The sequence below is a fragment of the [Borrelia] finlandensis genome (assembly GCF_000181875.2).
Lineage (GTDB): Bacteria > Spirochaetota > Spirochaetia > Borreliales > Borreliaceae > Borreliella > Borreliella finlandensis.
The window spans coordinates 186,158-212,076 of sequence record NZ_ABJZ02000005.1 but is presented as its reverse complement, the minus strand read 5'-3'; the positions used below and the strand labels follow the sequence as shown (position 1 = coordinate 212,076).

The window sequence follows — 25,919 nt, the reverse complement described above, 5'->3', positions numbered from 1 at the left end:
TTTTATGCTCTGTCAACTTTTTTTTCAAGCTCAAATTTAGATATTTTGTAATAAATTTTTCGTCCATGAGGACAATGTTTGATTTCTAGTTTAAAAAATTCATTTATTAAAAATTTACTAAATTCAACGCTTAGCATGTCATTTCTTTTAACAGCCTTTCTGCAGGCAATAGTTGCGTATAAGTCAGATTCAAGAGAATTTATTGTCCTGCTTCTTCTTGATTGAAAAAAGTTAATAAGAGTATTTTCATATTGACTACAAATATTAGGAATAGATTCAAGTTGATATTTTTTAGAGCCTATTTTAGAGATTATAATGTCCATTTGTTTGTATTCTTCAATCTCACTATCTATAATTTCTTCTATGTTTTTATCAACTACTGTGAATTCAATTGGTACTAGAAGTTTTTGAACAATTTTTTTTGAATTTCTAAGTTTTTCATATATTATTTTTTCGTGAACTGCGTGTTGGTCTATGAAGTAAATTTCATTTATTTTTTCAACGATTAAAAATTCAGAGAATATTTGTCCGATATAGTTAAATTTTATTTCTTCTTTTTCATTTTTATTTGGAGGTTCTTCAGATTCTAAAAAGTTGTCAGAGAAAATGTTTCCAATGTTTTCCCTGAGTGTTGGTCTATTCTGTATAATTGAATTATATCTTCTAAGGTCAATATTGCTTTGTGTTATGTTTTTGTTTGGCTCGCTTACATTACCCTCTGTTTCTAAATTATTGTTTTGTGGTATATCATATGTCTTGATTTCATTAAAGTTTTCTGGTTGGTTTGTCATTTCTATTAAATGATCATCTTCTGTTAATTGTCTTTTTATTATTATGTCTTGGTAGTTATTTATGTTTTTATCAAAAAAATTATTAATATTGTCAGATATTAGTTTAAATAAAAATGGAAGATTGTAAAATCTTACTTCTTTTTTTTGAGGGTGTACATTAAAGTCAATATATTCGGGGTTTATTTCTAAAAATAAATAACATATTGGGAAGTTGCCAGGAGAAAGTATTCTTCTGTGTCCATTAGTTATTGCTTCTAAGAGATCTTTTTGATCGATAGGCCTTCTGTTGACGAATGTTTTAATATGTCTTTTACTTTTTTTAGAAAAGTTATCTGGTGCTAAAAATATTTCTATTTTTATATTGTCATGTTCTTTTTTTAAGACCCTAAATTTATTATTTTCTATTACATTTCCATATACATTTTGAACCCTGTCAATTAACGATTCTTTAAAGTAAATTTTTCTTAGCTTTTGATTTAAATTAATTTCGAAATTGATTTCGGGGTGGGTTATTATTTTTTCTTCTAAAACTTTTAGACACATTTTTGTTTCAATGGGTTCTTGCTTTAAGAATCTTTTCCTTGCCGGGAAGTTGTGAAATATTTTTGTGACATCTACTATTGTTCCGTTTATGGCAGGTTGTTTTTTAAAGCATTTTTCAATTCCATTTTCTACTTCTATTTGATAGCTTTCATTGCTAGTTGTTGAGCTTGTTATTGAAATGTTGGAGCAAATTGCAATACTAGAGAGAGCCTCTCCTCTAAAGCCTAGAGTTTCTATTTTTCTTAAATCTTCTTCCGATGATATTTTTGAAGTAGTGTGTGGTAGATAGCAGATTTTTAAATCTTCTTTACTTATTCCGCTTCCATTATCTATTATTAAGATTTTGTGAATTCCCCCTTCTTCAAGAAAAACCTCAATTTTAGTAGCTCCAGAATCTATTGAATTGTCTAGCAATTCCCTTAATATTGAACATGGCCTGTCTATTGATTCTCCTGCTGCTATTTTTTGAACCAAGTATTTATCTAAGAATCTTATTTTGTTCATTGAAATTTATATTCCTATTATTTTTTTAATATTTTCATTTTTTTTGTAATTTGGAAATTTTTTTATAAGCTCTCTTAGTGTTTGATCATTGTTATTCTCATTATATTCTATTATTCCTAGTGCATGTAAGGCTTCTGGATTGTTTGGTTTTAATTTTGTATATTCTATTAGAAGGTCTTTAGCTCTTGTGTTATCATTAATTTCAATTAGAGTGGTTGCAAGATTATATTTTGCTTCAATATCCGAATTGATTATTGCTTTTTCAAAAATTTCAATTGCTTTTTGATAATTTTTTTCTTTTTTGTAAAGTATCCCAAGATTGTTTAAGGCTAATTTATTATTTTTGTTTATTATCTTTTCAAGAGTTGAGATTGCTTGACTTTTATTTCCTGATTTTTCGTATGCTTTTGCTAGGTTTATATAGGCTGAAGTATTTTCAGGGTTTTTTTTAATTACTAAGCTGTAAAGTGGTATAGCATTTTGGTAATTTTCTTTTTTAAGATTTATAGATGCTTTTAAATATAAATATTCACTTTTTTCTGGATTTAAATCGATGGCTTTGTTTATTGTTTCAAGAGATTCTTCAAGTTTATTGTTTTCAAATTTTGCTATTGATAGGTTGTAAATAGCAATTTCATTAGGTTTTTTTGCATTGGCATTAAAAAAATTTAAATACTCTTCACTTTGCTTGAAGTTGCCCAAGTTATTTGATACTATTCCTGCTTTTAATGCATAATTGGGGTTTTTGTAGAGATTATAGGCATTTTTAAAGCTTGCAAATGCTTGTTGCATGTCGCCATTTTTTTCTTCTGCTATTCCTTTTTGGTAGTAGGCAGTGCCATAATTTTTATCAATTTGTATTGCTTTCTCAAAAGATTCTATTGCTTTTTTGTTTTTATTTAGCATCATTAAAGCTATTCCTTTGTTGTGAAGTGCTTTTTTATGTTTTGGGTCGAGCTTTATTGTTTGATCAAATGATTCTATTGAGTGTTCATACTTTTTAAGCTTGAATCTAATGATTCCAAGTTTATAGTGATCTTCTTGGGTATTTGTGAGTTTGGTAATTTTTTCGTATACATTTTCTGCTTTTAGCAAATCTCCATTGTTTTCATAGGCTTGAGCTAAAGTTTTAGAGGCCTGGGCGTCATTGGGATTGTTTTTTAAGAATTCGTTTAAATCCTTAATGGCTTGTTGGCGTGATTTTGTATTTTCAAGATCAATGGGCCTTATTGAATGAACCTTAGATTTAAGGTCCTCTAGGTGCTGTATTTTATTAGCTTGAGCTAAAGTTTTAGAGGCCTGGGCGTCATTGGGATTGTTTTTTAAGAATTCGTTTAGATCCTTAATGGCTTGTTGGCGTGATTTTGTATTTTCAAGATCAATGGGCCTTATTGAATGAACCTTAGATTTAAGGTCCTCTAGGTGCTGTATTTTATTAGCTTGAGCTAAAGTTTTAGAGGCCTGGGCGTCATTGGGATTGTTTTTTAAGAATTCGTTTAGATCCTTAATGGCTTGTTGGCGTGATTTTGTATTTTCAAGATCAATGGGTTTTATTGAATGAACTTTGGATTTAAGGTCCTCCGGGTGCTGAGGCTTCTTGTCTTCTTTATCTAATTGAAAAATTTCTTTTTTGTAAGGATCTTTTGGTATATTGATGAGATTTGGTTCAATATCTTTTTTTATTAAGGTTAATAGTAAATTTGAAGCTTCTTTATTTTTTGAATTTTCAATCAATTCATTTACTTTTTGAAATTTGTTGCTTAGCCCTTTTTTAATTAATTCTTTTAATCTGTTTTTTCCAAGTGTGACTCTCCCCGTATTAATATTGTCTAATATTTCATAGAGCTCTTTTTTTATTAAGTAGCTATATGGCCTGTAAATTTTCCCTATTATTGTTTGACTGGGCGGAGAAAGTTCGCTTTCTTTTTGGGAATTTGAAGGAATTTTTTTTAAAGATGTAGTATTGTTATTGTTTGGATATTTACTGCTGTCTGGAGTTTTTAAAATATTTTCCGAATTTTTTTCTTTGGATAAATTTGTGTTTTGCTTATCATTTTCTATTTTTTGAGAGTTGTTTAAAATATTTTCACTATTTGATTTTTCACTTAATTTTTTTTTTAGTTTTTCCAAATTAAATAAATTTTTTTGGTCATTAACACTCAATTTGGGATTTGGAGATTGTATTATTTGGTCTTCTTCTTTTGGGTTTGTATTTGGTTTTATTTTTTCTGGGATTTTGCTTTTTTTAAATTCAGATATGTCTTCATCTTCAATGCCAACATCATCGTTTCTGTCAGAGTAGTTTTCTGTTATTGTGCTGTCTTTGATGTATCTATTATTAAATGCTATATCAAAATTTTCGTTTACATTTGTTTTTGTATTGTCTTGGCCTTTGATCTTGTCTAAGATTTGATTCGCAGAATCTCTTTGCAAGTCTTTTGATTCAAAAGGACTACTGTTGGCAATTTCTGCTAGTGTATTTGTAAGCATTGCAATGTCTTCGTTTTGGGGGTATTTGTCTTGCAGAAGTTTTGCAACAGAATATGCTTTTTTATAGTTTCGATCTATTACGCTATTTTTAACTTCGTTTAGCATTATTTCTCGATTTTTGTCATTTAATTTGCTTTGATATATATAGTAACCAAAGCCCCCAAATGATAAGATAAGTAAGAAAATTAAAAGCAATAATACCGAAAAATTTGTATGTTTTTTATTCATCTATGTATAACTCCTCTTGCCAATTAAGTTTTTCTAGCTCAATTAAAGAATTTGTTTCTAGGTTGTCTTTAAAACTATCTTTAAGTATTTGATTTTTATCTTCTTTAGCGTATACAATATGCTCGGTTCGCCCCTTCAAACTTTTGTCAAGTTGTTCAAGATTAATTTTTTCATTTCTTAAATAACTTATTATAAGCAAAATGCTATCTTTTTTTTCTGTTTTTGATCTAAGGGTAATAAATTGAGAGTAGTCGTGGATAGCCATAGTATAAGAGTCCCAAGCTTTTTGGTATTCTTTTTCTTTAGAAGTTATTTTGCCCTGTTGAACATAGGCATTAGCTCTGTTTAGTAGCGCGCTGTCATAATTAGGTCTACTTTTAATAGAATTAGAATAATATTTTATTGCTAAAGGATAGTAACCTTCCCCTCTGTTAAACATTATGTTGCCTAATTCATAATATAGTATGTAGTCGATTTCACCCCCTACTGCAATTCCATCAAGCAATGCTCCTTCTGCTTCTGTTAGTTGATTATTTTCTCTGTATGCTATTGATAAAAAGTAATAGCCGAGTTGTACTTTTGGGTATTTTTTAATAGCATCGCTTAGTGTTTCGATTGCTTGAATATAATTTTTGTTTTTCATCTCTTCTTTGCCAATTCTAATTAGCCTTTGAGAATATGCCAATTTTGAATTTAATATTAAAATTAAAAATAAAATAAAAATCTTGTAATTTTTATTTAAAAATAAATAAATCCTCATTCTTTTCCCATTATACTTATTTTAGATTAAATGCCTTTAGCTTTCATAAGCTCTTTTTTAAAATTTATTTTTTGCTTCAATTTTGTTTTGAAAAAAGAAATAAATTCTAAAAAACTATTTTTTTCATTAGATTTTATCTTTCTATTGTTTTTTAATTCTACCAGATTCTCACAATATATTAAATAGCACATTGCAGGTAATAATTTTTTCTCATTTTCATCTTCCAGGTTTTCAATAAGATTAAATCTTATATTTTTGAGAATAATTTTTAAAATCCTTGATCTTGTTTTTAGTGATTTTATTAAAAGATATGATTTTTGGTAATCTAGTTGGCTGGGATTTATTTTTTGTATTTTTATTATTTTTTTGGGTATTGTAATTTTATTTTCGTCAAGGTAGAGTAGTATGTCTGATATAAATTTGAAATGCTTATATTCAATATTTGGGTAAAAGGATAGAAAATATACAAATATTTGATTTTGTATTTCAAAGGTTTTAGATTTGAAAAATTCTTTCATGCGTTGACAAAAAATTTTTTTATCCTTATTATCAGCATAAATATAGAATGCAATCCAGCCATAAGTTTCTATATTCTGAGAATTTTTTTTGACATAATGCATAATAATTTCTAAAAATGCACTCTTAATGTATCTTTCTTTAAAGATTGAGCTTTCGTATGGGTTGAAATTTGTTTTGTCAAAAGATATGAAAAAATCTTCTGTTTGAAATTTTGCAGTTATAATTTCTTTTATTTTTTCTTTTATGTTGATTAATTTATGTTTTTCAATGTATTCAAGCGCATCTATGAAAGATTCCCAATTATTAGATATTTTGTCTTTGAAAAACCAAGTTAAATATTTTTTTGTTATTGTTTTTTCAATTACATATAAATAACACTTTAATGTGTCTTGAAAATCTTTTGGGGCGTATTGTGTAAAATCGCTAAAAAAATAATTAAAGCTAATATTTTTACTCGAACCTTTATAAAAAATTTCATTAAGGCTTAAAGTTTTTAGTGCACGTAAGTAGTTTAAAATTTCATTGTATTTTAGCGCTAGAATTTCTTCTTCCAAGTATTTGTAATGTTTTATTAAAATTTTAATAAAAATGTTTTTACTCAAACACCCAACTGGCCAATATGTAAGTATTAGCATTCTTTTTAATTTTATTAGTCTACTTTCTTTATTGGTTAAGCTTGATTTAAAAACTTTTTGATTTTCTGGTCGATATTTTAAATTTTTATTTAAAATATTTAGTATTTTAATTTTATTTCTGTTTCTTACAGCTACCAGAATATCTATTGTTTGTTCTAGGCTGTCAATGTTAATATTGCTGGAAAAATTTAATATAATTTGCTTGTAAATGTCTTTTTTTTCTTGAGAATAATAAGGGCTATTTTGTATTTCAATTAGTTTTAAAAAGTTGCTAGATTTTAGTTTATATGTTGTTCCTAGTTTTTTGGTGTTGAGATTAGCTTCTTTGTTTATTTGAATAAAATTTTTGCTTCTTACTATTTCTAATATCCATTTTTTAATTGCTTCATTTTTAGTGTTTTTGTAGTAGTATTCTTCAAGTGAAGTGTTAAATGCATTTTTTTCTTTTTCATAATCATTGCTAATTTTTATAAGTTCAATTATTTCAGGTTTTTCTAATTTGTAAAGCTGGGAAGAAATGCCATATTTTAAAACTTTTTCTTCTATATATTCGTTTATATACTTTTTTAATATAGCAAGGAAATCATAAAATTCTGAATCCTTTTTAATCGTTTTCATTTATTCCTTTTTTGATAATTTCCATTAATTTTTTATCTTTTTTGGCAGAATTTATTATTGCCTCTAGATAACCCTCAAGAGTTCCTATGTCAATTCTTTTCCCCTCAATGTTTTTATATAATACTTTTTTTTGATCCATTAGCTTTTTTAAAGCATAAATGTGATAGTATTCACCTTTTTTATGTAGTTTGAATCCTTCTTCTAAATGTTCAAAAAACTCATAATTGTACAAAAATCTTCCAATAGATGCTTTATTGCTAGGCTCACTTCCAATCTTTGGTTTTTCAACAATGTTTTTTACATGGATTTCGTCTTTGTAGAGATCTATTACTCCGTATCTATTTATATTTTCTGGATTTTCAATGATAGATATTATGTTCTTTCCAGTTTTTTCATAAAGTTTGATCAATTGCAAGCTTAATGGTGGATTTCCAATGCAAAGATCGTCAGGGTAAGCTACAACTACAGGTCCTCTATTTATCCAGGGTTTTGCATAAAGTAGGGCATTTCCTGTTCCTAGCATTTCTTTTTGTCTTATGAAGCTTATGTTGATTTTTTTGCTTCTAATCTTTTCTAATTCATCTTTTTTATTTTCTTTTAAAAAAATATTTTCAAGTTCAATTTCTCTGTCAAAATAATCTTCAAGAACTTTTTTTCTTCTTGAGCTTATAAATAAAATATCTTTTATTCCTGAATCAATAAATTCTTGAATAATATAATCTATGGCTGGCTTGTTTAAAATTGGTAGCATTTCTTTTGGAATTGTTTTTGTTATTGGTAAAAATCTTGTTCCATATCCAGCTGCCAGAATAATGCCTTTCATATTTTTCTCTCTTAAAATAAGATTATAGCAAAAATTTAATTTTATATATTCATTGTTTTTTAAAATTGTTTTAAAATTTTTATTTATGTATGTAAGTTCGGGTAAATATAAAGGTAAAAAGATTTTATTTCCCAAGAATGGCTCTGTTCGTCCTGTGATGTCTCTTGTTAGAGAAGCCTTTTTTTCTATTATTTTTAAGGATATTGTTAACTCAAAATTTTTGGATGTTTTTGCAGGGACTGGTATAATGTCTATTGAGGCTCTTAGTAGGGGGGCTAGTCTTACTCATCTTGTTGAATGTAATAGAAAAATTAAAATTACATTAGTTAAGAATTTTAATTTTGTTGAGGAATTTTATAAATTCTTTTTTCAAAGAGCAGAGGATTTTTTGAGTAAAAAAGATCTTTTTTATGATTTTATTTATCTTGATCCTCCGTTTAATTATAAAAATAAGATTAATTTGCTTGAGATTATTTTAAAGGGTAAAATTTTAAATGATAAAGTTAACATCATTATGCATTATCCTTCTAGTGAAGATTTGGAGATAAATACATCAAAATTTTCAGTTTATAATTTAAAAAGGTATGGGGGATCAAAGCTTATTTTTTTGAGAATATTGTAGGATTTATTTTTTTCCATAACTAAAAGGAATGAGTTGAATTTCATTTTTATTTAATTCTGAAATACTGTTTTTTATTACAAAATCATCCACATTGTTTAACGGATTTTTTTTATAATTTCCATTTGCATCTTTTATTAAAATTTCTTTGTTCTCAAGATCCATTATTATTTCTTCTATTTTGTAAGTTTGGTTTTTTTTGTTTATTATAGATAGATTTGGCGTAATGCCCATTTTGTATTCCAGAACAGCAGCTTGAAAAAGATTTTCATTATTATTTTTTTTGTTTACATCTACTATTTGCCCATAATCAAAAGGTGCAAGTATTGTTAAAAAATTTTCAAGCATTTTAATGTCGAATTTTTTGTTTTTTGTTTGCTCTTTTGGCTCTTTTCTGCTCCAGTAGTATTTCCCACTATTTTCTATTAAGAATTTAACAGTCTCTAAAGGGTTAGCACTTTCTTTAATTATGATTGGATTTACCAATTCATCGTAAGTGTCTACTATACAAAAAATTCTAACAAGTTCATGAATAAATTTGTTGATTTTTAGTTGCGGATGCCCAGTGGCATCAAGGTAGTCTTTTTGCCCATTGATTATCATTTTTGTAATAGCTGAAATATCTTCTCTTATTCTAAACAAATTTTTAGCAATGTTAATATTTTTTTCCAAGTGCTCTATTTTTAATTTGTGATGTTCTTTAAAATTCTTGTCTTTAAGGCTTATTTTATTACCCATATTTTCCAATATTGTTATATGCATTAATCCTATTGAGTGTAGCAACGATCCAAGTGCGGCTTGTAGTATCATGTCTTCTGCATAAAAAAATTCTGTAAATTCGGTATATTCAGTTTTATCAAGAAAAAATTTAATGGTTGAACGAGGTGCATTTTTCAAAGACCTTATTTTGTTTAAATTTGCAATTGTAATTAAAAAGTAAATTGTTGTATCGACTGAATGTAGCAGTATTGAATCACCTTCTGTTTTGACTTTTCCTTTAAAAAATTCATAGTCTCTTCTAGCAGAATATAAATATAATTTTTTTAAAGTTTTTTTATCTTTAAGGTTTTCTTTTGTCCTAAGCTTTTTAACATCAAAATAATGATATATTTCTAATAAAATTTTTTGCAAAGATGTTATTTTATGTCTTGGAAGTATTTTAAAGCTTCCTTCCAATATTTCTTTCCAATAAATTTGATTAGGCTCAGTCTCCATCAATGTATTTATTTTCATGAGCGGTTTTTTGCCCTTGGTAATAAATATTGGATCGTCTTCCTTAAAGGGCTTATATACATCTTTTAGATTATCTATTAGCTTTTCTCTTAAATAGTTAAGATCATCATTTAAAATTTCTTCATTTATTTTTTTTATAAGGTCTTCATATGACTCATCTTCTTCTTTTTTAAGTACAGGAATGTATGGTGTATTGCCTTTGGAAAGTATTTTAATGATTTTTTCATTTATTCTTGTGCCAAGTTTTGATAACTTTCCTATTCTTGAAAAAATTATGTCTTGTTCGCTTAGATCTTTTATTTGCTTTATTTCTTTAAGTATCACTTTGAGATCCTTTTAATCTTTAAATAAATGTCGCCGAGGAGAATCGAACTCCTGACACAAGGATTTTCAGTCCTATGCTCTACCAACTGAGCTACAGCGACAATTGTAATTTAAACAAATGTATGCTGCCGAGGAGAATCGAACTCCTGACACAAGGATTTTCAGTCCTATGCTCTACCAACTGAGCTACAGCAGCATTTTTATTCTAGTACCTTAATTTTTTCATAAGTATATATGTTTGTCAACTCTTTTTAAATTTTAGCTTTCAAATTTAGTGCTAAAAAAATGATTCATAGCTAGTTTTTAGGCTTTAAAATGGACAATTCTAAAAATTTAATTAATTTTTCAAGATGTGTAGTAAATTATTTTTTTATGTAAGTTTAAAATATTTTTGTTTGTTTTTTAAAATTTAAATAAAGATTTGCATTACTATTTAATCTATAATAACAGATTTATAATATATATTTTACAGGTATTTAAAGAAAAAATTTATGCTAATAAAATTTCAATTTCTTTTGTGAAGATATTGAAAGAAATCCATGTCTGTTGAGAAAATTTTTCTTTTATCTTTTAATACTGCTTTATAGCTTTCTAATGCCTGCCAGAATTTGTAAAATTCAATATTTTTGCCGTATGCATTTGAATAAATTTTTGCGGCTTCTCTATCCCCTTCGGCTTTTATTTTTGCAGCAGTGGCTTTTGCTTCACTTAATATTTTCAGTTTTTCTTTTTCTATGCTTCCAAGAATTTCTGTTTTTTCAGCTAATCCTATGCTTCTTTGTTCTTCTGCGATTTGTTGTCTTTCTGAGATCATTCTGTTGTTTACAGATTCAATAAGGCTTGGGTCATAAGTAACTTTTCTTATTAGTACGTCTACAATTTCAATTCCAATATCTTTGGTATTGTTGTTTGCTATACGAATTATTTCTTTTTCGATTATCTTTCGTCCTTTTGTTATTTTATAAATACCGTTAATTTTTGTTTCTTGTGGGGTGAGTATTCCATTAGACAAACGTTGAATAGGATCGTTTGAGCTTCTTATAATTTCAAGCAAAGGGTATTTTGCAATAACCCCTCTAACAGCAGGTTCAATTGCTGCATCAATTCTAATGTAAGCTCTACTCATTGTTTTTATTGTTGTGTAAAATTTATTTATGTCTGCAATTTTCCATCTAGCAGTTGTATCAATCCATATTAATTGCTTTTCTTCCCCTCCTGTTGGGATTCTTTGAGGTTCTCCATCCCATCTAAGAATGATTTTGGGAAATATTTGCACATTTTCAATTAATGGGATTTTATATTTAAGTCCAGCTAAATTTTCAGTTCTTTGAATTTTTCCAAGTCGAGTGGTTATTGAAATTTCATTTTCTTTTAAAATATAAATTGGTTGGAAAATAGACAAAATAGTCAAGCAAACTATTACTGTAAAGGTTATAATCTTTATAGCAGATAATAAAAGATTTATTATAAATTTCATTTATTTTACCTCTTTAAATGGTAGAAAATTTTTGAAGTTTTTGTCAATTAATTCAATGTTATCTTTGTTTTCAAGTATTTCTTTCATGGTTTCATTGTAAAGTCTTTCTTTTGTGATATCGGGATTTTTTAAGTAAGCGTCTAATATGGCATTGAAAATTTCTGTGTCTGCTAATGCATTGTTTATTCTGCTTTCTTTGTATCCTCTAGCTTCTTCAATAACCTTTAATGCTTCACCTTTGATTTTGGGAACTATTTGGTTAAATTCTTTTTTCCCTTCGTTTATGTATTTATTTTTGTCTTGAATTGCAATGTTTACATCTTCGAAAGCTTCGTAAACTTTTCCTTTTGGGGGTAGGGCATTTCTAATTTGTACTTGCACTACATCGATGCCTAAATTATAATTATCTATTATTTCATTCATAGAAGATTTTACGCCTTCTGTTATTCCCACTCTGTTATCATTTATTATTTCAAAAATAGTATTATCCCCAATCAATCTATTCATTGATGACTTTGCAATATCTTTAATTGTTGTTTCAGGATCTTCTACTTTAAATTTGAACGAATAAGGATCTCTTATTTTGTATTGCACTAACCATTCAATGTTTATGATATTTAAATCCCCGGTAATAATCCTGCTTTCGTCGTTTGCATTATCATTTTCTCTAATATCGCTTGGAGATATTAGAAATCCAAATTTAATTTCTTGGACTATTTTTACAGGTACGATAAATTTTTCTTCAATTAATGGAATCTTTACGTGTATTCCTGAATCAAGAGTTCTGTTAAGCTTGCCAAGGCGAAGTACAATTGCCTCTTCTGATGGTCCTACTATGAATATGTTTGCAATAACTATTATTGATATTAGTATCAATGTAATAATAATTATTAAATATTCATAAGTTTTATTAAAAATTTGTTTTATGTCAAACATTTGCTTCTCCTAATGTTTTAAATTATTTTTAGTAAGCGAATTTTGTCACTACTTTTTAGATTTGATAAAAGTTATTGTTTCAATTTTATTATTCTGAATTTCCTTAATAAAATATTCTCCATCATTTGTTTTTACGGTTTCGTTTTTTGTTGGTATTTTGTCAAGCAGATCTATTAAGTATCCCCCAATTGTATTTGTATATTCTTTATGTTTAATGGATATCCCAATTGCCTCTTCAATCTCGTCAAAAGTAGTTTCTCCAAGTATTGAGTAAGTATTGTCATTGATTTGGGTAATCAGAGGCTTTTCTTCTTTAATGTCGTATTCGTCAGATATTGCTCCAAAAATTTTTTCTACTATGTCTTCTATTGTAAGTATCCCTGAAAAACCACCATACTCATCGATTACGATTGCCATTATTTTTTGTTTTTTCCTCATAATATCTAGTATGTCTTTTATCCTTTTGTTTTGTTGTACAAATACAGCTGGTTTAATAAATTGAGAAACGTTTTTATTCATATCTTTTTTATTGACTTCTATGAGGTCTTTGGCTATTAAAATCCCAATTATCTGTTCTCTGCTTTGTCCTTTGTATATAGGAATTCTAGAGTATCCTTCTTCTTTGATCAATTTGATTACATCTTTTAGCTTTGATGAGCTTGAGAGTGAAAAAACCCCTGTTCTGTGGGTCATGATTTCAGAAGCTCTTACCTGATCTATATCTAACATTTTTTGCATAAATATTCTAGAGTCATTTTTTAAAATTCCTAAACTTCCTGCTAAAGAGAGCATATTTTTTATGCTCTCTTTAGTCATTTGGGAGCTAGTCTTAACTTTAAAGAGATTTAATATTTTTTTTATGATTTTGTTTATTATATATATTAGTGGAGTAAATATAAAAATTAATGGCTTTAAAAAAAATGAAGTAGATAGGGCAATTATTTCATTATTTAGAATTGCAATTTGTTTTGGAAGTATTTCGGCAAAAATTAGAACGATTATTGTTATTAGGCCCGTTGATATTGCAAGTGCACTGTTTCCGTATTTTTCAAGTACAAATTTTGTTGTAAGTGTGCTTGCTACAATGTTTGATATATTGTTGCCGATAAGAATAGTAGTAATTAATTTTGAGGGAGATTGAACCAAATTGTACACCGATATTCCCGATTTCCCTTTTTTTCTTATGTCTTGTATCTGAATTATGCTTAATGAAGTATAAGCTGTTTCAGATGCTGAGAAAATAGCAGATAATATTATAAATAGTAGTATTATGATTAATTCTAGCATATATGTATTATTTTAATTTATCTTTAATAAAAATGCCTTAAGTTATGTCCTTAAGTATAAAAATATTTTTGACTTGACCTTAGAAGGCGCCGACCGGAATCGAACCGGCGAATCAAAGTTTTGCAGACTTCTCCCTTAGCCACTTGGGTACAGCGCCTTGTAACATTGCTTAGTTTATTAAAAAAATAGAAAATTGTAAATATATTTTCTATTGAAGCATAATTTTGAATTTCTTAGCTATTTTTATTAGTTTTATGTAAAATTTTAATGTATGAATAAAAAACTTAATGAAGTTTTATTAAAGTTAGATCAAGATTTAATAAAATGTGTAAAAGGTTCTCTTGATTTAGAAATATCAGGAGTTACTTATAGTTCTAAATTGGTTTTGCCCAGGTTTGTGTTTTTTGCTCTTCCAGGAATTCATTTTGATGGGCATGATTTTATTGAAATTGCAATTCAAAAGGGTAGTAATGTTATTGTGTGTTCACGAGATGTGGATTTTTACAGCTCTAATGTTACTTATATTAAGGTAGATGACTTTAACATAAGAAAATTTATGTCTAATTTTTCAAATATTTTTTATGATGAGCCTTCAAAAAAATTAAAAGTTATTGGAGTCACTGGCACTGACGGGAAAAGTTCTGTTTGTTATCATATATATCTTCTTTTAAAAAAAAAGGGTGTTAAAGTAGGTTTTATATCGACAGTATTTTTTGATGATGGGAGTGGGAGCTTGATTAAAAATCCTTACAGACAATCAACTCCCGAGTCTACGGAGATACATTCATTTTTAAGCAACATGGTTAAAAATGAAGCTCAATATGCAATTCTTGAATCTACTTCTCATGGGCTTGATCTTGAAACAGCAAGGCTTATTGATGTTAATTATTTTGCAGTTGTTTTTACCAATATTGGACATGAGCATCTTGAATTTCATGGCACAATTCAAAATTATTTGAATGTCAAGCTGGGTCTTTTTCGGTCTGTTAGTGATGATGCTGGTTTTGGGGTTATTAATCTTGATGACTTTTATTCTTCTGATTTTAAGAATGCTGTTAAGAAATCTTTTACTTATAGCTTAAAAAGCAGTAAAGCAGATTTTTTTGTTAGTTTTATTGATGAGAAAACCGATTTTACTAGATTTGAATTTTATCACAAGGGGGTTAAATATTTTGCTAATGTTAACTTGCTGGGGAGTTTTAATGTTGAGAATGTAATGGCTGCTCTTATTTTAGTTTCTCAAATTTTAAATAGCGATATTCAAGATATTGTTGATAAACTTGACTGCATTAAAAGTCTTGATGGGCGTATGGATAGTATTAATTTGGGGCAAAATTTTTCTGTAATAATTGATTATGCTCATACTCCTGGTGCTTTTTCCAAACTTTTTCCTATTTTTAAGAGATTTACTACCAATAGATTAATTTCTGTTTTTGGTTCTGCGGGAGAAAGAGATGTTGAAAAAAGATTTTTGCAAGGGCAAATTGCAGATATTTATTCTGATTTAATAGTACTTTGCGATGAAGATCCAAGAGGCGAGAATAGTATGTGTATAATTAAAGACATTGCAAAAGGAATTGTAAATAAAGTTGAAAATAAGGATTTATTTTTTATTGCTGATAGAAAGCAGGCTATTGAAAAAGCAATAAGTCTTGCAAAGGCAGGAGATTTGGTTGTAGCTTTGGGCAAAGGTCATGAAAGTTCAATAATTTATAAAAATAGAGAAGTTTTTTGGAATGAACAAGAGGTAGTTAAAAATGCTATTTTAAGTTTAGAAAAATCAGAAAAGGAGAAGTGATTTGAAAAAAAATCTTATGTTGATATTTGGTGGTGTTTCTTTTGAGCATGAAATTTCTTGTAAATCCGCTTATAGTATTTATTTAGCCCTTTTAGATTTAAATAAATACAATATTTATCCTGTTTATATTGATAAGTGTACAGGTGTTTGGTATTTATTAGATTCTGTTTCTAATCCTCCAAAGCCCATTAATACAGATGTTTTGCCTATTGTTAGTTTATTGCCAGGTCTTGGAATTTTTTCAAACAATAAAAATCTTGAAATTGATGTTGTTTTTCCCGTTGTTCACGGAAGAACCGGTGAGGATGGCGCTATTCAAGGGGTTTTAAAGGTTATGGACATTCCTTGTGTTGGTGCTGGTATTATAGGGAGCGCTATTTCTAGTAATAAGTATTTTTGCAAACTTTTGCTTAAAAGTTTTGATATCCCTTTGGTTCCTTTTATTGGATTTAGACAGCATGATTATTTTTTAGACAAAGAAGAAATAAAAAGAAATGTAAAGGAGGTTTTAGGCTATCCTGTTATTGTTAAGCCCGCAGTATTAGGGTCTTCAATTGGAATAAATGTGGCTTACAGTGAAAATCAGATTGAATCTTTTATTAAAGAGGCTTTAAGGTATGACCTTGCTATTGTAATAGAGAAGTTTATTGAGGCTAGAGAGATCGAATGTTCTATTATTGGGAATGAAAAGATGAAAATATTTTCTCCTGGGGAAGTTGTTGTTCAAGATTTTATATTTTATGATTATGATGCTAAATATTCTGTTATTCCTGGAAATTCTATTATTTTTAATATTCCTGCACATCTTGAGACAAATCAGTTGTTAAGCATTAAAGAATATGCTTTTCTTGCTTATAAGAATCTAGAACTCAGAGGTATGGCAAGAGTTGATTTTTTTGTTGAAAAAAAATCAGGAACTATTTATCTTAATGAAATAAACACTATTCCAGGATTTACCGATATATCTATGTTTGCTAAAATGTGTAGTAATGATGGTCTTCAGTTTAAAGACCTAGTGGATAATTTAATCGATTATGCTTTTCAAAGTTACATTAATAGGAAAAAAAGGATTGATTTTGAAAATTAATTTAGATTATTAGATTAATTTAATTTTAAATTTTTTAGATTTTCAATCTCTTTATCATCTTTTAGTTTAAAGTATTCAAGATTTTTATATTTTTCTGCTTTAGGCAATATTCCTGAATATTTTATTTTGTAAGAATAATTTATTTTTATATTTTTTTCTTCTGTATTATTAGTTTTATTGTAAATTTTAACTTGATTTTTTTTAATATGAATATTTGCAAATGCCTCATATGCTATGTCATCTTGAGATTTAAGAGTAAATGCAATTGTTGTTTTTTTAGAGTTAATGTTTTTAAGCGTAAAGATAATTTTATTAGCCAATATTTTATAAGGAGTATTGCTTTGATAAATTATTAGTTTAGATGCGTTTTTAAAATGCAGCTCGATTTGATTTGCAATTTTTTGAGTAACTAAATCGATGCTATAAACAGCTCTTTCTGCTATATCTATTTTTTTAAAATCAATATTCATTAGCTCATCATCGACTTCAATGTTGGTTTTTAATATTTTTTCGTTTGCTTGTAAAGTTAGATTAAAGTCGTTTGAAATTATTTGGATAGGATGTTTTTTATCTTTTGGATATTCAATTTTTATTTTATTTATTTTTTCTGGAAAGCTAACCGTTTGTTCTATTTGTATTTCATGCTCTTTTTTATCAATATTGCTAGATATTATAATTGTGATTATTAAAAAAAAAGTTACAAGACCAAAGTTTTCAGCTTTTTTTAAATTTTGTTTAATTTTTGGGAGTTTGGATTTTAAATGTTCTGAGATATTAATAAATATGGTAGAGAAAAGACAAGTTGATATTATATAGCTTAGTGTAAGTGTATTTTTGATTGATGTAGTATTTTGTATTAATGTTATTAATACAAAATTGATTATCCAAATGATTAATATCACTATTTTTCGAATAATAGTATTTTTATTTGGTTTTATTAATAATAAAATGCTTTTTATGATAATTATTAAGATAAATTCTATTTTAATAAACATTAATATTATTAGTTCAATAATAGAGGTTGATATTGCTAGGTATTTAAGTTGCCTGTAATTTAAATATATTGTGAAATTATATGTAAAAAGAGACAAAAGATTATGTATGAGCAAAGTTGCAAAAAAAGTTATTAGATGTTTGGGATTTGTTATGCTGTAAACCGTTGTATTTTCATAGCCTGCAAATATTTTATTTGTAAGCAATAAGGATATGTAAGTGCTTAAAAATAAAGTAAAAAACAATCTTACTAATTTGTAATAATTATTTTTTACTTTTTTCATAACTAGTCCGGCTTCTTTAAATTTTCTAATAAATACAATTATAATTAAGTTATAACAAATGTAAATTAATGCTATTAAAGTAATTTCATTAATTATTATTTTTTTAAAAGGTGTATCAATTACAATATAGTGTGTTTCATCGGTATTTTTACTTTTGTACTCATTAGTTAATGTTTCTTCGATTGATTTGTAAATTTCAAAAATAGTATTTTTATTTTGAGTTAATATAGGGTTTAAATTATTATTTATTATTAAAAGGGGTATAGATTCATCACGATATAGATTGTACAAATTGTTTGATTTTTTTTCAGTTATTTTTGCTGTATTAAAATCAAGTTTATTTTTTTCAAAGGTTTTTATAATAGCTTTTAAAAATCCCAAATTTGTTTTTGAATTTGTTATGAAAGATTCATTTTCTAGGTAAATTTTATTTTTTATTTTATTTTCGTTTAACATTAAGTATATTGTATTTGTATTTTTCCCTAAATACTTATTACTAAGTAAAATTCTGCTACTAATTATTGTATTTTGTTCTAAAGAATCATCCTCAACAAAAAAAAAATTTATGTTGTTTTCAGGATTAGTATTTTTAAGTTTATTTAAAAGCTCAATTGCAATTCCAATTGCTAAATTATTTTTTAAATTATTTTGTATTTTAATTGGAGCAATTATATTATAAGTATTTGCGTTTTTCCCTTTTATTTTAGAATGTATTATTTTTTGTGAATACCCAATAAATCCAATTTCTTGTAAAGAGTATTCCATATATTTAACTTCATTTGTATTAAAATATTTTTTTATATAATTAAAAGTGTTTATTATTTTTTCTTGTCTTTCATTTAGTTGATGAATTTTTCTAATGTGCGTTTTTATGTTCTTTTCAGTTTCTAAGCTTGCAATTTTATTGCTTGAATTGAATGCATTTTTTTCCATTTTATTTGGCACAATGGTAGGGCCTGTTGAACCAAGCAATAACAATAATAACAATATATTAATTGTCATAATTTTTAATGTCTTCTTCTATTTGCATTATTTGTAAGATATTTGGGTTTTCTTTTAAAGCAGAAATAATTTTTGTTATATTTTTAGCATTTGATGAGACTATTATATTTGTTATTCCATGACCATTTCCGCAGTCTTCTATTTTTTCGCTAATAAGTCTTACGTCATTGAGTGTGAAAATGTTTTCAAGATAGCTAAATATTCCTTTAAGCTCTTTTAAAAGTAAAATAATGTGATGCACTTTTCTAGTTGGTGTTGCTTCCCACTCAACTTCAATCAATTGGGTTTTTTTATAGGATTTAAGCTTTTGACAATTTTCATTGTGCACTATTATTTCGTCTTTATGTATTATTCCAATAATATCTTCACCTGTTGTTGGACTACATTCAGGGTCTATTGCAATTCTTTTTATTTTGGTTTTGGTATAAGATTTGAATAAGCTAAAAAGCTTTCTTTGCTCTTTGTTTGCTCCAACAAGATAAGCAATAATATTGTTGTCTACAAAAATTGTGTTGTCATTTTTGTTAAGCCATGATCTAATTTTTGATCGGGCCTTTTTTGTTCTTACGCTGTTTAGCCATATCACATCCGGTTTTGAGTCTTTTGATGTGAATATTTCAACAATTTGTTCGTTTTTAAGCGGTTTTGTGATTGAGCTTATTTTTCCATTTATTTTTGCATAAAGAGCTTGATCTCCAATATCTGTGTGAATTATGTATGCAAAATCAATTGAATTTGATCCAAAAGGAAGTTCTACTACTTCTCCTTCTGGGGTGTAAACATATATGAATGTATTTAACAACTCTTTGTGTATGTCATTCATTGAATATTGACTTTTGTTGGCCGATTCTTGTTGCCATTTTTTTATTCGGTTTATAAATGAAAGATCATCAGCTTTAAGTTCAATTTGTTCTTTATATATCCAGTGGGCTGCAACCCCATAATTAGCAATTCTATCCATTTCTTCTGTTCGAATTTGTATTTCAATAAGCTGGTTATCCTCAGGTATTCTTACGGTAGTGTGTAGTGATTGATATTTATTTTCTTTTGGGCTTGCAATATAGTCTTTAAGTCTTCCCGGGATTGGTTTCCACACCCGGTGAACAATTTCTAATATCTCATAACATTCTTTTTGTTTTTTGCAAATTATTCTTATTCCTAGAGTATCAAAAATTTGAGTAAGTTTGTTTGTTCTTGCTTGCATTTTTCTAAATATTGAATAAAAGTGTTTTGATCTTACTGTAATTTCTGCTTCAATTCCGCTTTTTTGAAGTTCTTTTTCTATTGATAATTTGCCTTTGTATAATTTTTTTTCTCTTTCTATTTTTGTTTCAGATAAAAAATTTTTTATTTCTTTATAATCTTTAGGATAAAGATGCTTAAATGAAAGATCCTCAAGATATGTTTTAAGAGATGAGATCCCAAGGCGTTCTGCTATTGGAACGTAAGTTGAAAGGCAATCTTTTGCAATCCTGTCTTGTCTGTTTTTGGGCAAATAAGAGAGAGTTGTCATATTATGAAGTTTATCTGCCAGTTTTATTATTATTATTCTAATATCATGTGTCATTGCAAAAAACATTTTTGAGATAGTATTAGCCTCTTTTATACTTCTTGTTTTATTATGTAAATCATGAATTTTAGTTACACCGTCGATTAGGCTTAAAATTTCCTCGTCAAATTCTTTTACTATTTCTTCTTTTTCAACATTTGTATCTTCAAGTACGTCATGCAGTAGTCCAGCAATAGTTGCTTTAAAGTCTAGTTGAAATTTGGCAAGAAATAATGAAACCATTATTGGGTGAATAATGTAAGGCTCCCCACTTTCTCTATATTGGCCATAGTGGAGCTGTTCTGCTATTTCTAGAGCTTTGAATATGCTTTTTCGTTCAAATTCATCTTTGTAAGTATTCTCAACAGTTTTTTTAAAAATATTTCTAGCTTTTTCAAGATCATTTATCTTTATTAAATGTGCAATCTCGTATGCTTGTATCATCTCTTTGTCCCAATATCAGCGCCCTTGCTCTCTTTTCAAGATCGTAAATTGTTTTTAAATGTGAAAATCCTTTTTTGATTGCAAAATCTTTCAAGCTTTTTATTTGCCAAGGAGCCGATTCTATTATTATTAGTCCATTTGGGTTAAGCTTTTCTTTTGCTTGGCTTAATATTTTTCTAGAAATATTAAGCCCATCTTTTCCAAATCCCAAAAGAGCTTTTGTGGGTTCTTTTTTTATTTTATTTTTTATTTCTAATTCTTCTTTATTTAAATAAGGAGGATTTGTAATAATTATATCAAGCTTTCCCTTTATACATTTTAGCAAATTAGAGTGAATTATTTCTACAAATTTTTCAAGTTTGAGCTTTTTTGTATTTTTTTCAACTATTTGTAAAGCTTTTGTTGAAATATCTGAGAGTATTACTTTTTTTCTAATGTAATAGGCAATCGAAAGCCCTATGCATCCACTACCGCAGCATAAGTCTAATATTTTTTTAAAACCATTTTGTTGGATTTGAATTAAGGCTTCTTCTGCTAAACATTCTGTATCAAATCTTGGAATTAATACATGCTTGTTTAGGCTAAATTCAATCCCCATAAATTCTTTCTTTTGAAGTATGTAGTGAATAGGAGTTCCTTTTTCTATTTTATCTATTTGATCAAAAAAAAGTTTTTTTTCTTTTTTTGTTAAGCTTTTTTTTATATTTGCAATTAGCAATTCTTTTCTGGTTTTTAAAATTAATTCAAGTATTAGTAGCGCTTCTATTGTATCTAAATTTTTACTTTTAGCATAATTTATAACTTCGTTTATATTCATTGCTATATACTGTTGCTTTTTAATTCTTGTTCTTGAAGTGCTATCATCAAAGGATCAAGAAGTGGATCAAGTTCTCCTTGTATAAATTCTTCTAATTTATAAAGAGTGATGTTTGCTCTATGATCTGTTATTCTATTTTGAGGAAAATTATAGGTTCTAATTCTTTCAGATCTATCTCCTGAGCCGACCTGTTGTTTTCTATTGCTTGATCTTTGCTCTTGTTTTTTGGAATCTTCAAATTCATAAAGCCTTGCTCTTAATATTTTCATTGCTTGATCTTTGTTTTTATGTTGGCTTCTTTCGTTTTGGCACTGTACAACAATTCCTGTTGGTAGGTGCGTTATTCTGACTGCAGAATCAGTTGTATTGACGTGTTGTCCACCAGCTCCAGATGACCTGTAAACATCAATTCTTAAATCTTTTTCATTGATATCAATTTCAGTTTCTTCAATATTAGGTAGCACTGCTACAGTAGCAGCCGAAGTTTGAAGCCTTCCGTTAGACTCTGTTATAGGGATTCTTTGCACCCTATGAACACCGCTTTCATATTTTAATTTTTTAAATACATCTTTTCCTTTAATTTCAAAGATTATTTCTTTAAATCCCCCAAGTTCTGTTTCATTGAAGTTTATAATTTCTGTTTTCCATTTTTTTTTCTCCGAATATTTTATATACATACTATAAAGATTGTTTGCAAAAAGAGCAGCTTCTTCTCCACCTGTTCCAGCTCTAATTTCAATTATTATATTTTTGCTATCATTTTCATCTTGAGGCAAAAGTAGTATTTTTATTTGATGTTCAAGATCTTCTTTTTTTTTGTCCAGATCAATTAATTCTTGTTTTATTAGTTCTTTCATTTCTTGTTGATCTTCTTTTTCTAAGATGGTTTTGGTATCATTGATTTGACTTAGTATTTTTTCGTATTCAATTTTTTTAGTATTTATTTTTTCTAAATATGTATATTCTTTTACTATTTTTGAATATTTTTTTTGATCTTTAATTAGATTTATGTCTTGCAATTTTTCTTCTATCAACTTAATCTTGCTTGTTGCTGAATTTAATTTTTCTAAAAGCATTATGGTTTCTCCTGAAAGATAGTAATAGTTTATATTAATTTTAGATTTTTTTGTTAGACTTTTTAATAAGTTTTGTATGGATGCCCATTTTTATGTTTTATTTTAACATTCTTTTTTAAAACTGCTTTTATTAAATAAATAGAATAAGCGTGATTAAAAAAAATCAATTATATTTTTTCATGTTTTTTTATATAATAAATGTTATTAAGTTGGATATTAAAGTTAAATTAGGTTTTGTTATATTTATAAATAAATTGAGCTTTGCGTATTATTATTTGCGGTGTGTTTGAGGTAGTTGAAGTTATATCTTTGATAAACCGATTTAAAAGGGGTATTTATGTTAAATGAAAAAATTTTGGATTCTTTAGGAGATCTCTCGAGCATTTCTGATGATCAACTTCTTGATGTCACTGAGAAATCAAAAAGAGGGTATCAGTTGATCAAAGAAGAAAGACTTTCTGAAGCAGAAAGTTTATTTTCTGATATCCTTGAAAAGGATAATGAGAATAATTATGCTCTTGTTGGGCTTGGAGACATTGAAAGGAAGAAGAATAATTACGATAAAGCAATAGTTTATTATCAAAAATGTCTTGTAAAGCATCCAAGCAATAATTATGCTCTTTTTGGACTTGGAGATTGTTACAGAAATTTAGATAATTATAAAAAAGCCACAGACATATGGGAAGAATATTTAAAATATGATCCCGAGAATATAACGGTTTTAACAAGAGTTGCGGCATCTTACAGGAAGCTAAATAATTTTCAAAAATCTAAGCAAACTTATCTTAAGGTAATGGAATTAATGCCTGATAATGATTATGCTCTTGTAGGTATTGGCCATTTGTATTATGACTTTAAAGAATATAAAGAGGCTTTAAAGTATTGGCTTAAAATGTATGAATTAAATCAATCTAAAGTTGATGTTAGAGTATTAACTTCAATTGGTAATTGTTATCGCAAGCTAAGGGAATTTACCAGAGGAATTTATTTTTTTAAAAAAGCTTTAGAAATTTCACCTAGCAATTTTTATGCTGTTTTTGGACTTGCTGATTGTTATAGAGGCAATAAGGAGTACAAAGAGGCTTTAAAATATTGGCTTGATATTATCGAAAAAGATCCAAAAAATAATTTGGTTCTTACAAGAGTAGGAGATGCTTATCGCTATTTAAATGATTATGAAAATTCTCAAATTTATTATAAAAAGGCTCTTGATGTTGATTTTGATATGTTTGCCATACTTGGACTTGCTCTTATTCAGAAGGAACAAGGTAAATATGAAGAAGCATTAATAGCTATTAAAAGTTTAATTAAAAACAATCCTAAAAATTCAACATTGTATGTTAATGCTGCTGAATGTTATGAAGCATTAGGGCAGATTGGAAATGCTGTTGATATTTTATCAAGCTTTTTACAGCTTGGTATGAAAAATATTGTTGTTATTGACTACCTTGCGGCTCTTAGGAAAAAAATGGAATGATGGATTCTTTACTTGAAACTGAAAAATCTATTTTTTTTGACAAATTAATAGATACTCATGTTCATTTTTATGAATTAAAGAAAAGATCTTTGGATGTCAATTACATTATTAATGAATGTTTTAAAAACGGCTTTTCTTATTTTCTTGATGTTGGATTGCATCCTAGTGATTTTAATGATAGAAAAGATCTTTTAAGCCCTTATTCTAATGTGTTTTTAACAGCAGGTATTCATCCTTTAAATTTAAGTGATCATTTTAAAGATGATATTAAACAGCTTGAAAAAATTTTGATTAGTGAAAATGTTGTTGCCGTTGGGGAAATGGGTCTTGATTATTTTAAAGCAGATAACAAGAAATTTCAAATTAAAGCTCTTGAAGAGCAATTGTACTTGGCTGATAAATATAAAAAGCCAGTTATTTTACATATAAGAGATGCCTATGATGATGTCTATAATATTGTAAGGTCTTTAAATTTTTTAAATAGGGGTATATTGCATTGTTATTCAGGAACTTATGAGCATGCTAAAAAATTTATTGATTTGGGATTTAAAGTTTCTTTTTCGGGCAATATAACTTTTAAAAATGCACAATCTTTAAGAATTCTTGTTGGCAAATTAAATATCAATGATCTTTTAATAGAAACGGATAGCCCTTTTTTAGCTCCAGTGCCATTGAGAGGCAAAATTAATTCACCTTTGTTTTTAGGATATGTATGTCTTGAGATTGCAAGGATTAAAAATTGCTCTGTTAATGATGTTGCTGTTGCAGTATACAATAGCTTTAAAGATCTTTTATTGCTGTATTAAATTTTATTTATAATTATTTATTTATATGGTTTATTATTAGTTTCAAATTTAATCATTTTTATTGTTTATAAATGTTAAATTCATATTGAAAATCTTTTTCAACATCTTTTGCTATTTTTATCAAATCAGGCTCTTTAAGGGTGATTATATATTTTAGCTTAATAATTTTTAAGTCTTTTCTTGTATTGCCAATTAATACAAATTTTATATTTTTAAAAAAAGGCGAATTTAGTATCTTTTTTAAAATAATATTATTATCCCTTAAAGAGAATAATATTATTGTTTTTATTTGAGAAGTAATGAATGTTTGAATATAGGATATGTTTTTTTCGTTTATTAGAGTAATATTAACATTTTTTTCTTTGCCCTTTTTTTCCAAGTATTCAAGGTCTTCGTTATTTAGAGATTTGTCTCTAAATAGTAATGTTTTTTGCAAATCTATTGATTTTTCGTTAAGCAGGAAATCAATAGATTTTTTTAGAGAAAATTTTATTTTTGATAGATAAAAAATTTTCTCCTTTAGAATTTCGTTATTTAGAATTTCATTATTTGATTTATGAGTTAATAGTATTTTTTTAGTTGTTTTAAGCTTGTCTTTTATAATTTCTAAATTTTTATCATTTATAAATAGTATTTCGTTTTTTATGAATGGAGTTTTTTGAATTTCAAAAAAATATTCAGTTGCATCTGAAAAAATTATTGCATAATTAAATTGTTTTTCAATAATAGAAGTTTCTTTGCATCCTTGTATTGAAATTACTAAGAGCGCTATTATAGCAAGTTTTTTGGGGCCAGACAT

At 27.2% G+C, this 25,919-nt stretch carries 19 protein-coding genes and 3 tRNA genes; 5 read left to right on the top strand and 17 right to left on the bottom strand.

The annotated features are described in order from the left end of the window. Positions 1–2 precede the first annotated feature (2 nt). Genes mutL through BSV1_RS02205 form a run of 5 tightly spaced genes read right to left on the bottom strand, consistent with a single transcriptional unit; the run spans position 3 to position 7,911 of the window. Positions 3–1,838 carry a DNA mismatch repair endonuclease MutL gene (gene mutL / locus BSV1_RS02225; RefSeq protein WP_008882391.1) on the bottom strand — a complete coding sequence of 612 codons (1,836 nt, stop codon included), beginning with the start codon at positions 1,836–1,838 and terminating at the stop codon, positions 3–5. Positions 1,839–1,844: 6 nt separating this feature from the next. After that, a complete protein-coding gene (locus tag BSV1_RS02220; protein ID WP_008882321.1) occupies positions 1,845–4,556 on the bottom strand; it encodes a tetratricopeptide repeat protein in 2,712 nt (903 codons plus the stop codon). Then, positions 4,549–5,316, bottom strand: a complete 768-nt coding sequence (locus BSV1_RS02215) for a tetratricopeptide repeat protein (protein ID WP_002556806.1) — start codon at positions 5,314–5,316, stop codon at positions 4,549–4,551. Before BSV1_RS02215 ends, BSV1_RS02220 begins: the two co-directional genes overlap by 8 nt. A gap of 26 nt (positions 5,317–5,342) precedes the next feature. Then, positions 5,343–7,088 carry a BB_0208 family protein gene (locus BSV1_RS02210; RefSeq protein WP_008882722.1) on the bottom strand — a complete coding sequence of 582 codons (1,746 nt, stop codon included), beginning with the start codon at positions 7,086–7,088 and terminating at the stop codon, positions 5,343–5,345. Continuing rightward, positions 7,075–7,911 carry a UTP--glucose-1-phosphate uridylyltransferase gene (locus BSV1_RS02205; RefSeq protein WP_008882789.1) on the bottom strand — a complete coding sequence of 279 codons (837 nt, stop codon included), beginning with the start codon at positions 7,909–7,911 and terminating at the stop codon, positions 7,075–7,077. Before BSV1_RS02205 ends, BSV1_RS02210 begins: the two co-directional genes overlap by 14 nt. Positions 7,912–7,963: 52 nt before the next feature. Here BSV1_RS02205 and rsmD point away from each other — a divergent pair, with 52 nt between their 5' ends. Next, positions 7,964–8,533, top strand: a complete 570-nt coding sequence (rsmD, locus tag BSV1_RS02200) for a 16S rRNA (guanine(966)-N(2))-methyltransferase RsmD (RefSeq protein WP_039949498.1) — start codon at positions 7,964–7,966, stop codon at positions 8,531–8,533. A gap of 3 nt (positions 8,534–8,536) precedes the next feature. Here rsmD and BSV1_RS02195 read toward each other — a convergent pair whose 3' ends face one another. The 7 genes from BSV1_RS02195 to BSV1_RS02165 form a co-directional block, all read right to left on the bottom strand. Continuing rightward, positions 8,537–10,087 carry an HD-GYP domain-containing protein gene (locus BSV1_RS02195; RefSeq protein WP_008882673.1) on the bottom strand — a complete coding sequence of 517 codons (1,551 nt, stop codon included), beginning with the start codon at positions 10,085–10,087 and terminating at the stop codon, positions 8,537–8,539. Between the two features lie 28 nt (positions 10,088–10,115). After that, a tRNA-Phe gene (locus BSV1_RS02190) sits at positions 10,116–10,188 on the bottom strand. A gap of 22 nt (positions 10,189–10,210) precedes the next feature. Next, positions 10,211–10,283 (bottom strand) — tRNA-Phe (locus BSV1_RS02185). Positions 10,284–10,592: 309 nt separating this feature from the next. After that, a complete protein-coding gene (gene hflC, locus BSV1_RS02180) occupies positions 10,593–11,564 on the bottom strand; it encodes a protease modulator HflC (protein WP_008882362.1) in 972 nt (323 codons plus the stop codon). After that, on the bottom strand, positions 11,565–12,500 hold the full coding sequence (gene hflK, locus BSV1_RS02175; RefSeq protein ID WP_008882569.1) for an FtsH protease activity modulator HflK: 936 nt from the start codon (positions 12,498–12,500) through the stop codon (positions 11,565–11,567). Positions 12,501–12,548: 48 nt separating this feature from the next. Further along, positions 12,549–13,787, bottom strand: coding sequence for a hemolysin family protein (locus tag BSV1_RS02170; protein ID WP_002656686.1), 1,239 nt, complete (start codon positions 13,785–13,787; stop codon positions 12,549–12,551). Positions 13,788–13,871: 84 nt separating this feature from the next. Next, positions 13,872–13,944, bottom strand: a tRNA-Cys gene (locus BSV1_RS02165). Between the two features lie 114 nt (positions 13,945–14,058). Here BSV1_RS02165 and BSV1_RS02160 point away from each other — a divergent pair. Beyond that, positions 14,059–15,585: a UDP-N-acetylmuramoyl-L-alanyl-D-glutamate--2,6-diaminopimelate ligase gene (locus BSV1_RS02160; protein ID WP_008882641.1), complete on the top strand. Its 1,527-nt coding sequence runs from the start codon at positions 14,059–14,061 to the stop codon at positions 15,583–15,585. A gap of 1 nt (position 15,586) precedes the next feature. Next, on the top strand, positions 15,587–16,672 hold the full coding sequence (locus BSV1_RS02155; RefSeq protein WP_008882695.1) for a D-alanine--D-alanine ligase: 1,086 nt from the start codon (positions 15,587–15,589) through the stop codon (positions 16,670–16,672). A 14-nt stretch (positions 16,673–16,686) separates the two neighbouring features. Here the strand turns inward: BSV1_RS02155 and BSV1_RS02150 are convergent, their stop codons facing one another. From BSV1_RS02150 to prfA, 4 genes are read right to left on the bottom strand one after another with little or no spacing between them, the layout of a single operon-like run. After that, on the bottom strand, positions 16,687–18,951 hold the full coding sequence (locus BSV1_RS02150) for a hypothetical protein (RefSeq protein ID WP_008882534.1): 2,265 nt from the start codon (positions 18,949–18,951) through the stop codon (positions 16,687–16,689). Beyond that, positions 18,941–20,944, bottom strand: coding sequence for a guanosine-3',5'-bis(diphosphate) 3'-pyrophosphohydrolase (gene spoT / locus BSV1_RS02145; RefSeq protein ID WP_008882332.1), 2,004 nt, complete (start codon positions 20,942–20,944; stop codon positions 18,941–18,943). Before spoT ends, BSV1_RS02150 begins: the two co-directional genes overlap by 11 nt. Further along, entirely contained in the window at positions 20,901–21,761 is an 861-nt protein-coding gene (gene prmC / locus BSV1_RS02140) for a peptide chain release factor N(5)-glutamine methyltransferase (RefSeq protein ID WP_008882386.1), read from the bottom strand. The genes spoT and prmC overlap by 44 nt, the downstream gene beginning before the upstream one ends. Positions 21,762–21,763: 2 nt before the next feature. After that, entirely contained in the window at positions 21,764–22,837 is a 1,074-nt protein-coding gene (gene prfA, locus BSV1_RS02135) for a peptide chain release factor 1 (RefSeq protein ID WP_008882725.1), read from the bottom strand. Positions 22,838–23,174: 337 nt separating this feature from the next. Here prfA and BSV1_RS02130 point away from each other — a divergent pair, with 337 nt between their 5' ends. Both BSV1_RS02130 and BSV1_RS02125 read left to right on the top strand, forming a co-directional pair. Next, positions 23,175–24,314, top strand: a complete 1,140-nt coding sequence (locus BSV1_RS02130) for a tetratricopeptide repeat protein (RefSeq protein WP_008882736.1) — start codon at positions 23,175–23,177, stop codon at positions 24,312–24,314. Next, positions 24,311–25,120 carry a TatD family hydrolase gene (locus BSV1_RS02125; RefSeq protein ID WP_008882628.1) on the top strand — a complete coding sequence of 270 codons (810 nt, stop codon included), beginning with the start codon at positions 24,311–24,313 and terminating at the stop codon, positions 25,118–25,120. Before BSV1_RS02130 ends, BSV1_RS02125 begins: the two co-directional genes overlap by 4 nt. Before the next feature lie 58 nt (positions 25,121–25,178). Here the strand turns inward: BSV1_RS02125 and BSV1_RS02120 are convergent, their stop codons facing one another. Continuing rightward, a complete protein-coding gene (locus BSV1_RS02120; RefSeq protein WP_008882693.1) occupies positions 25,179–25,919 on the bottom strand; it encodes a hypothetical protein in 741 nt (246 codons plus the stop codon).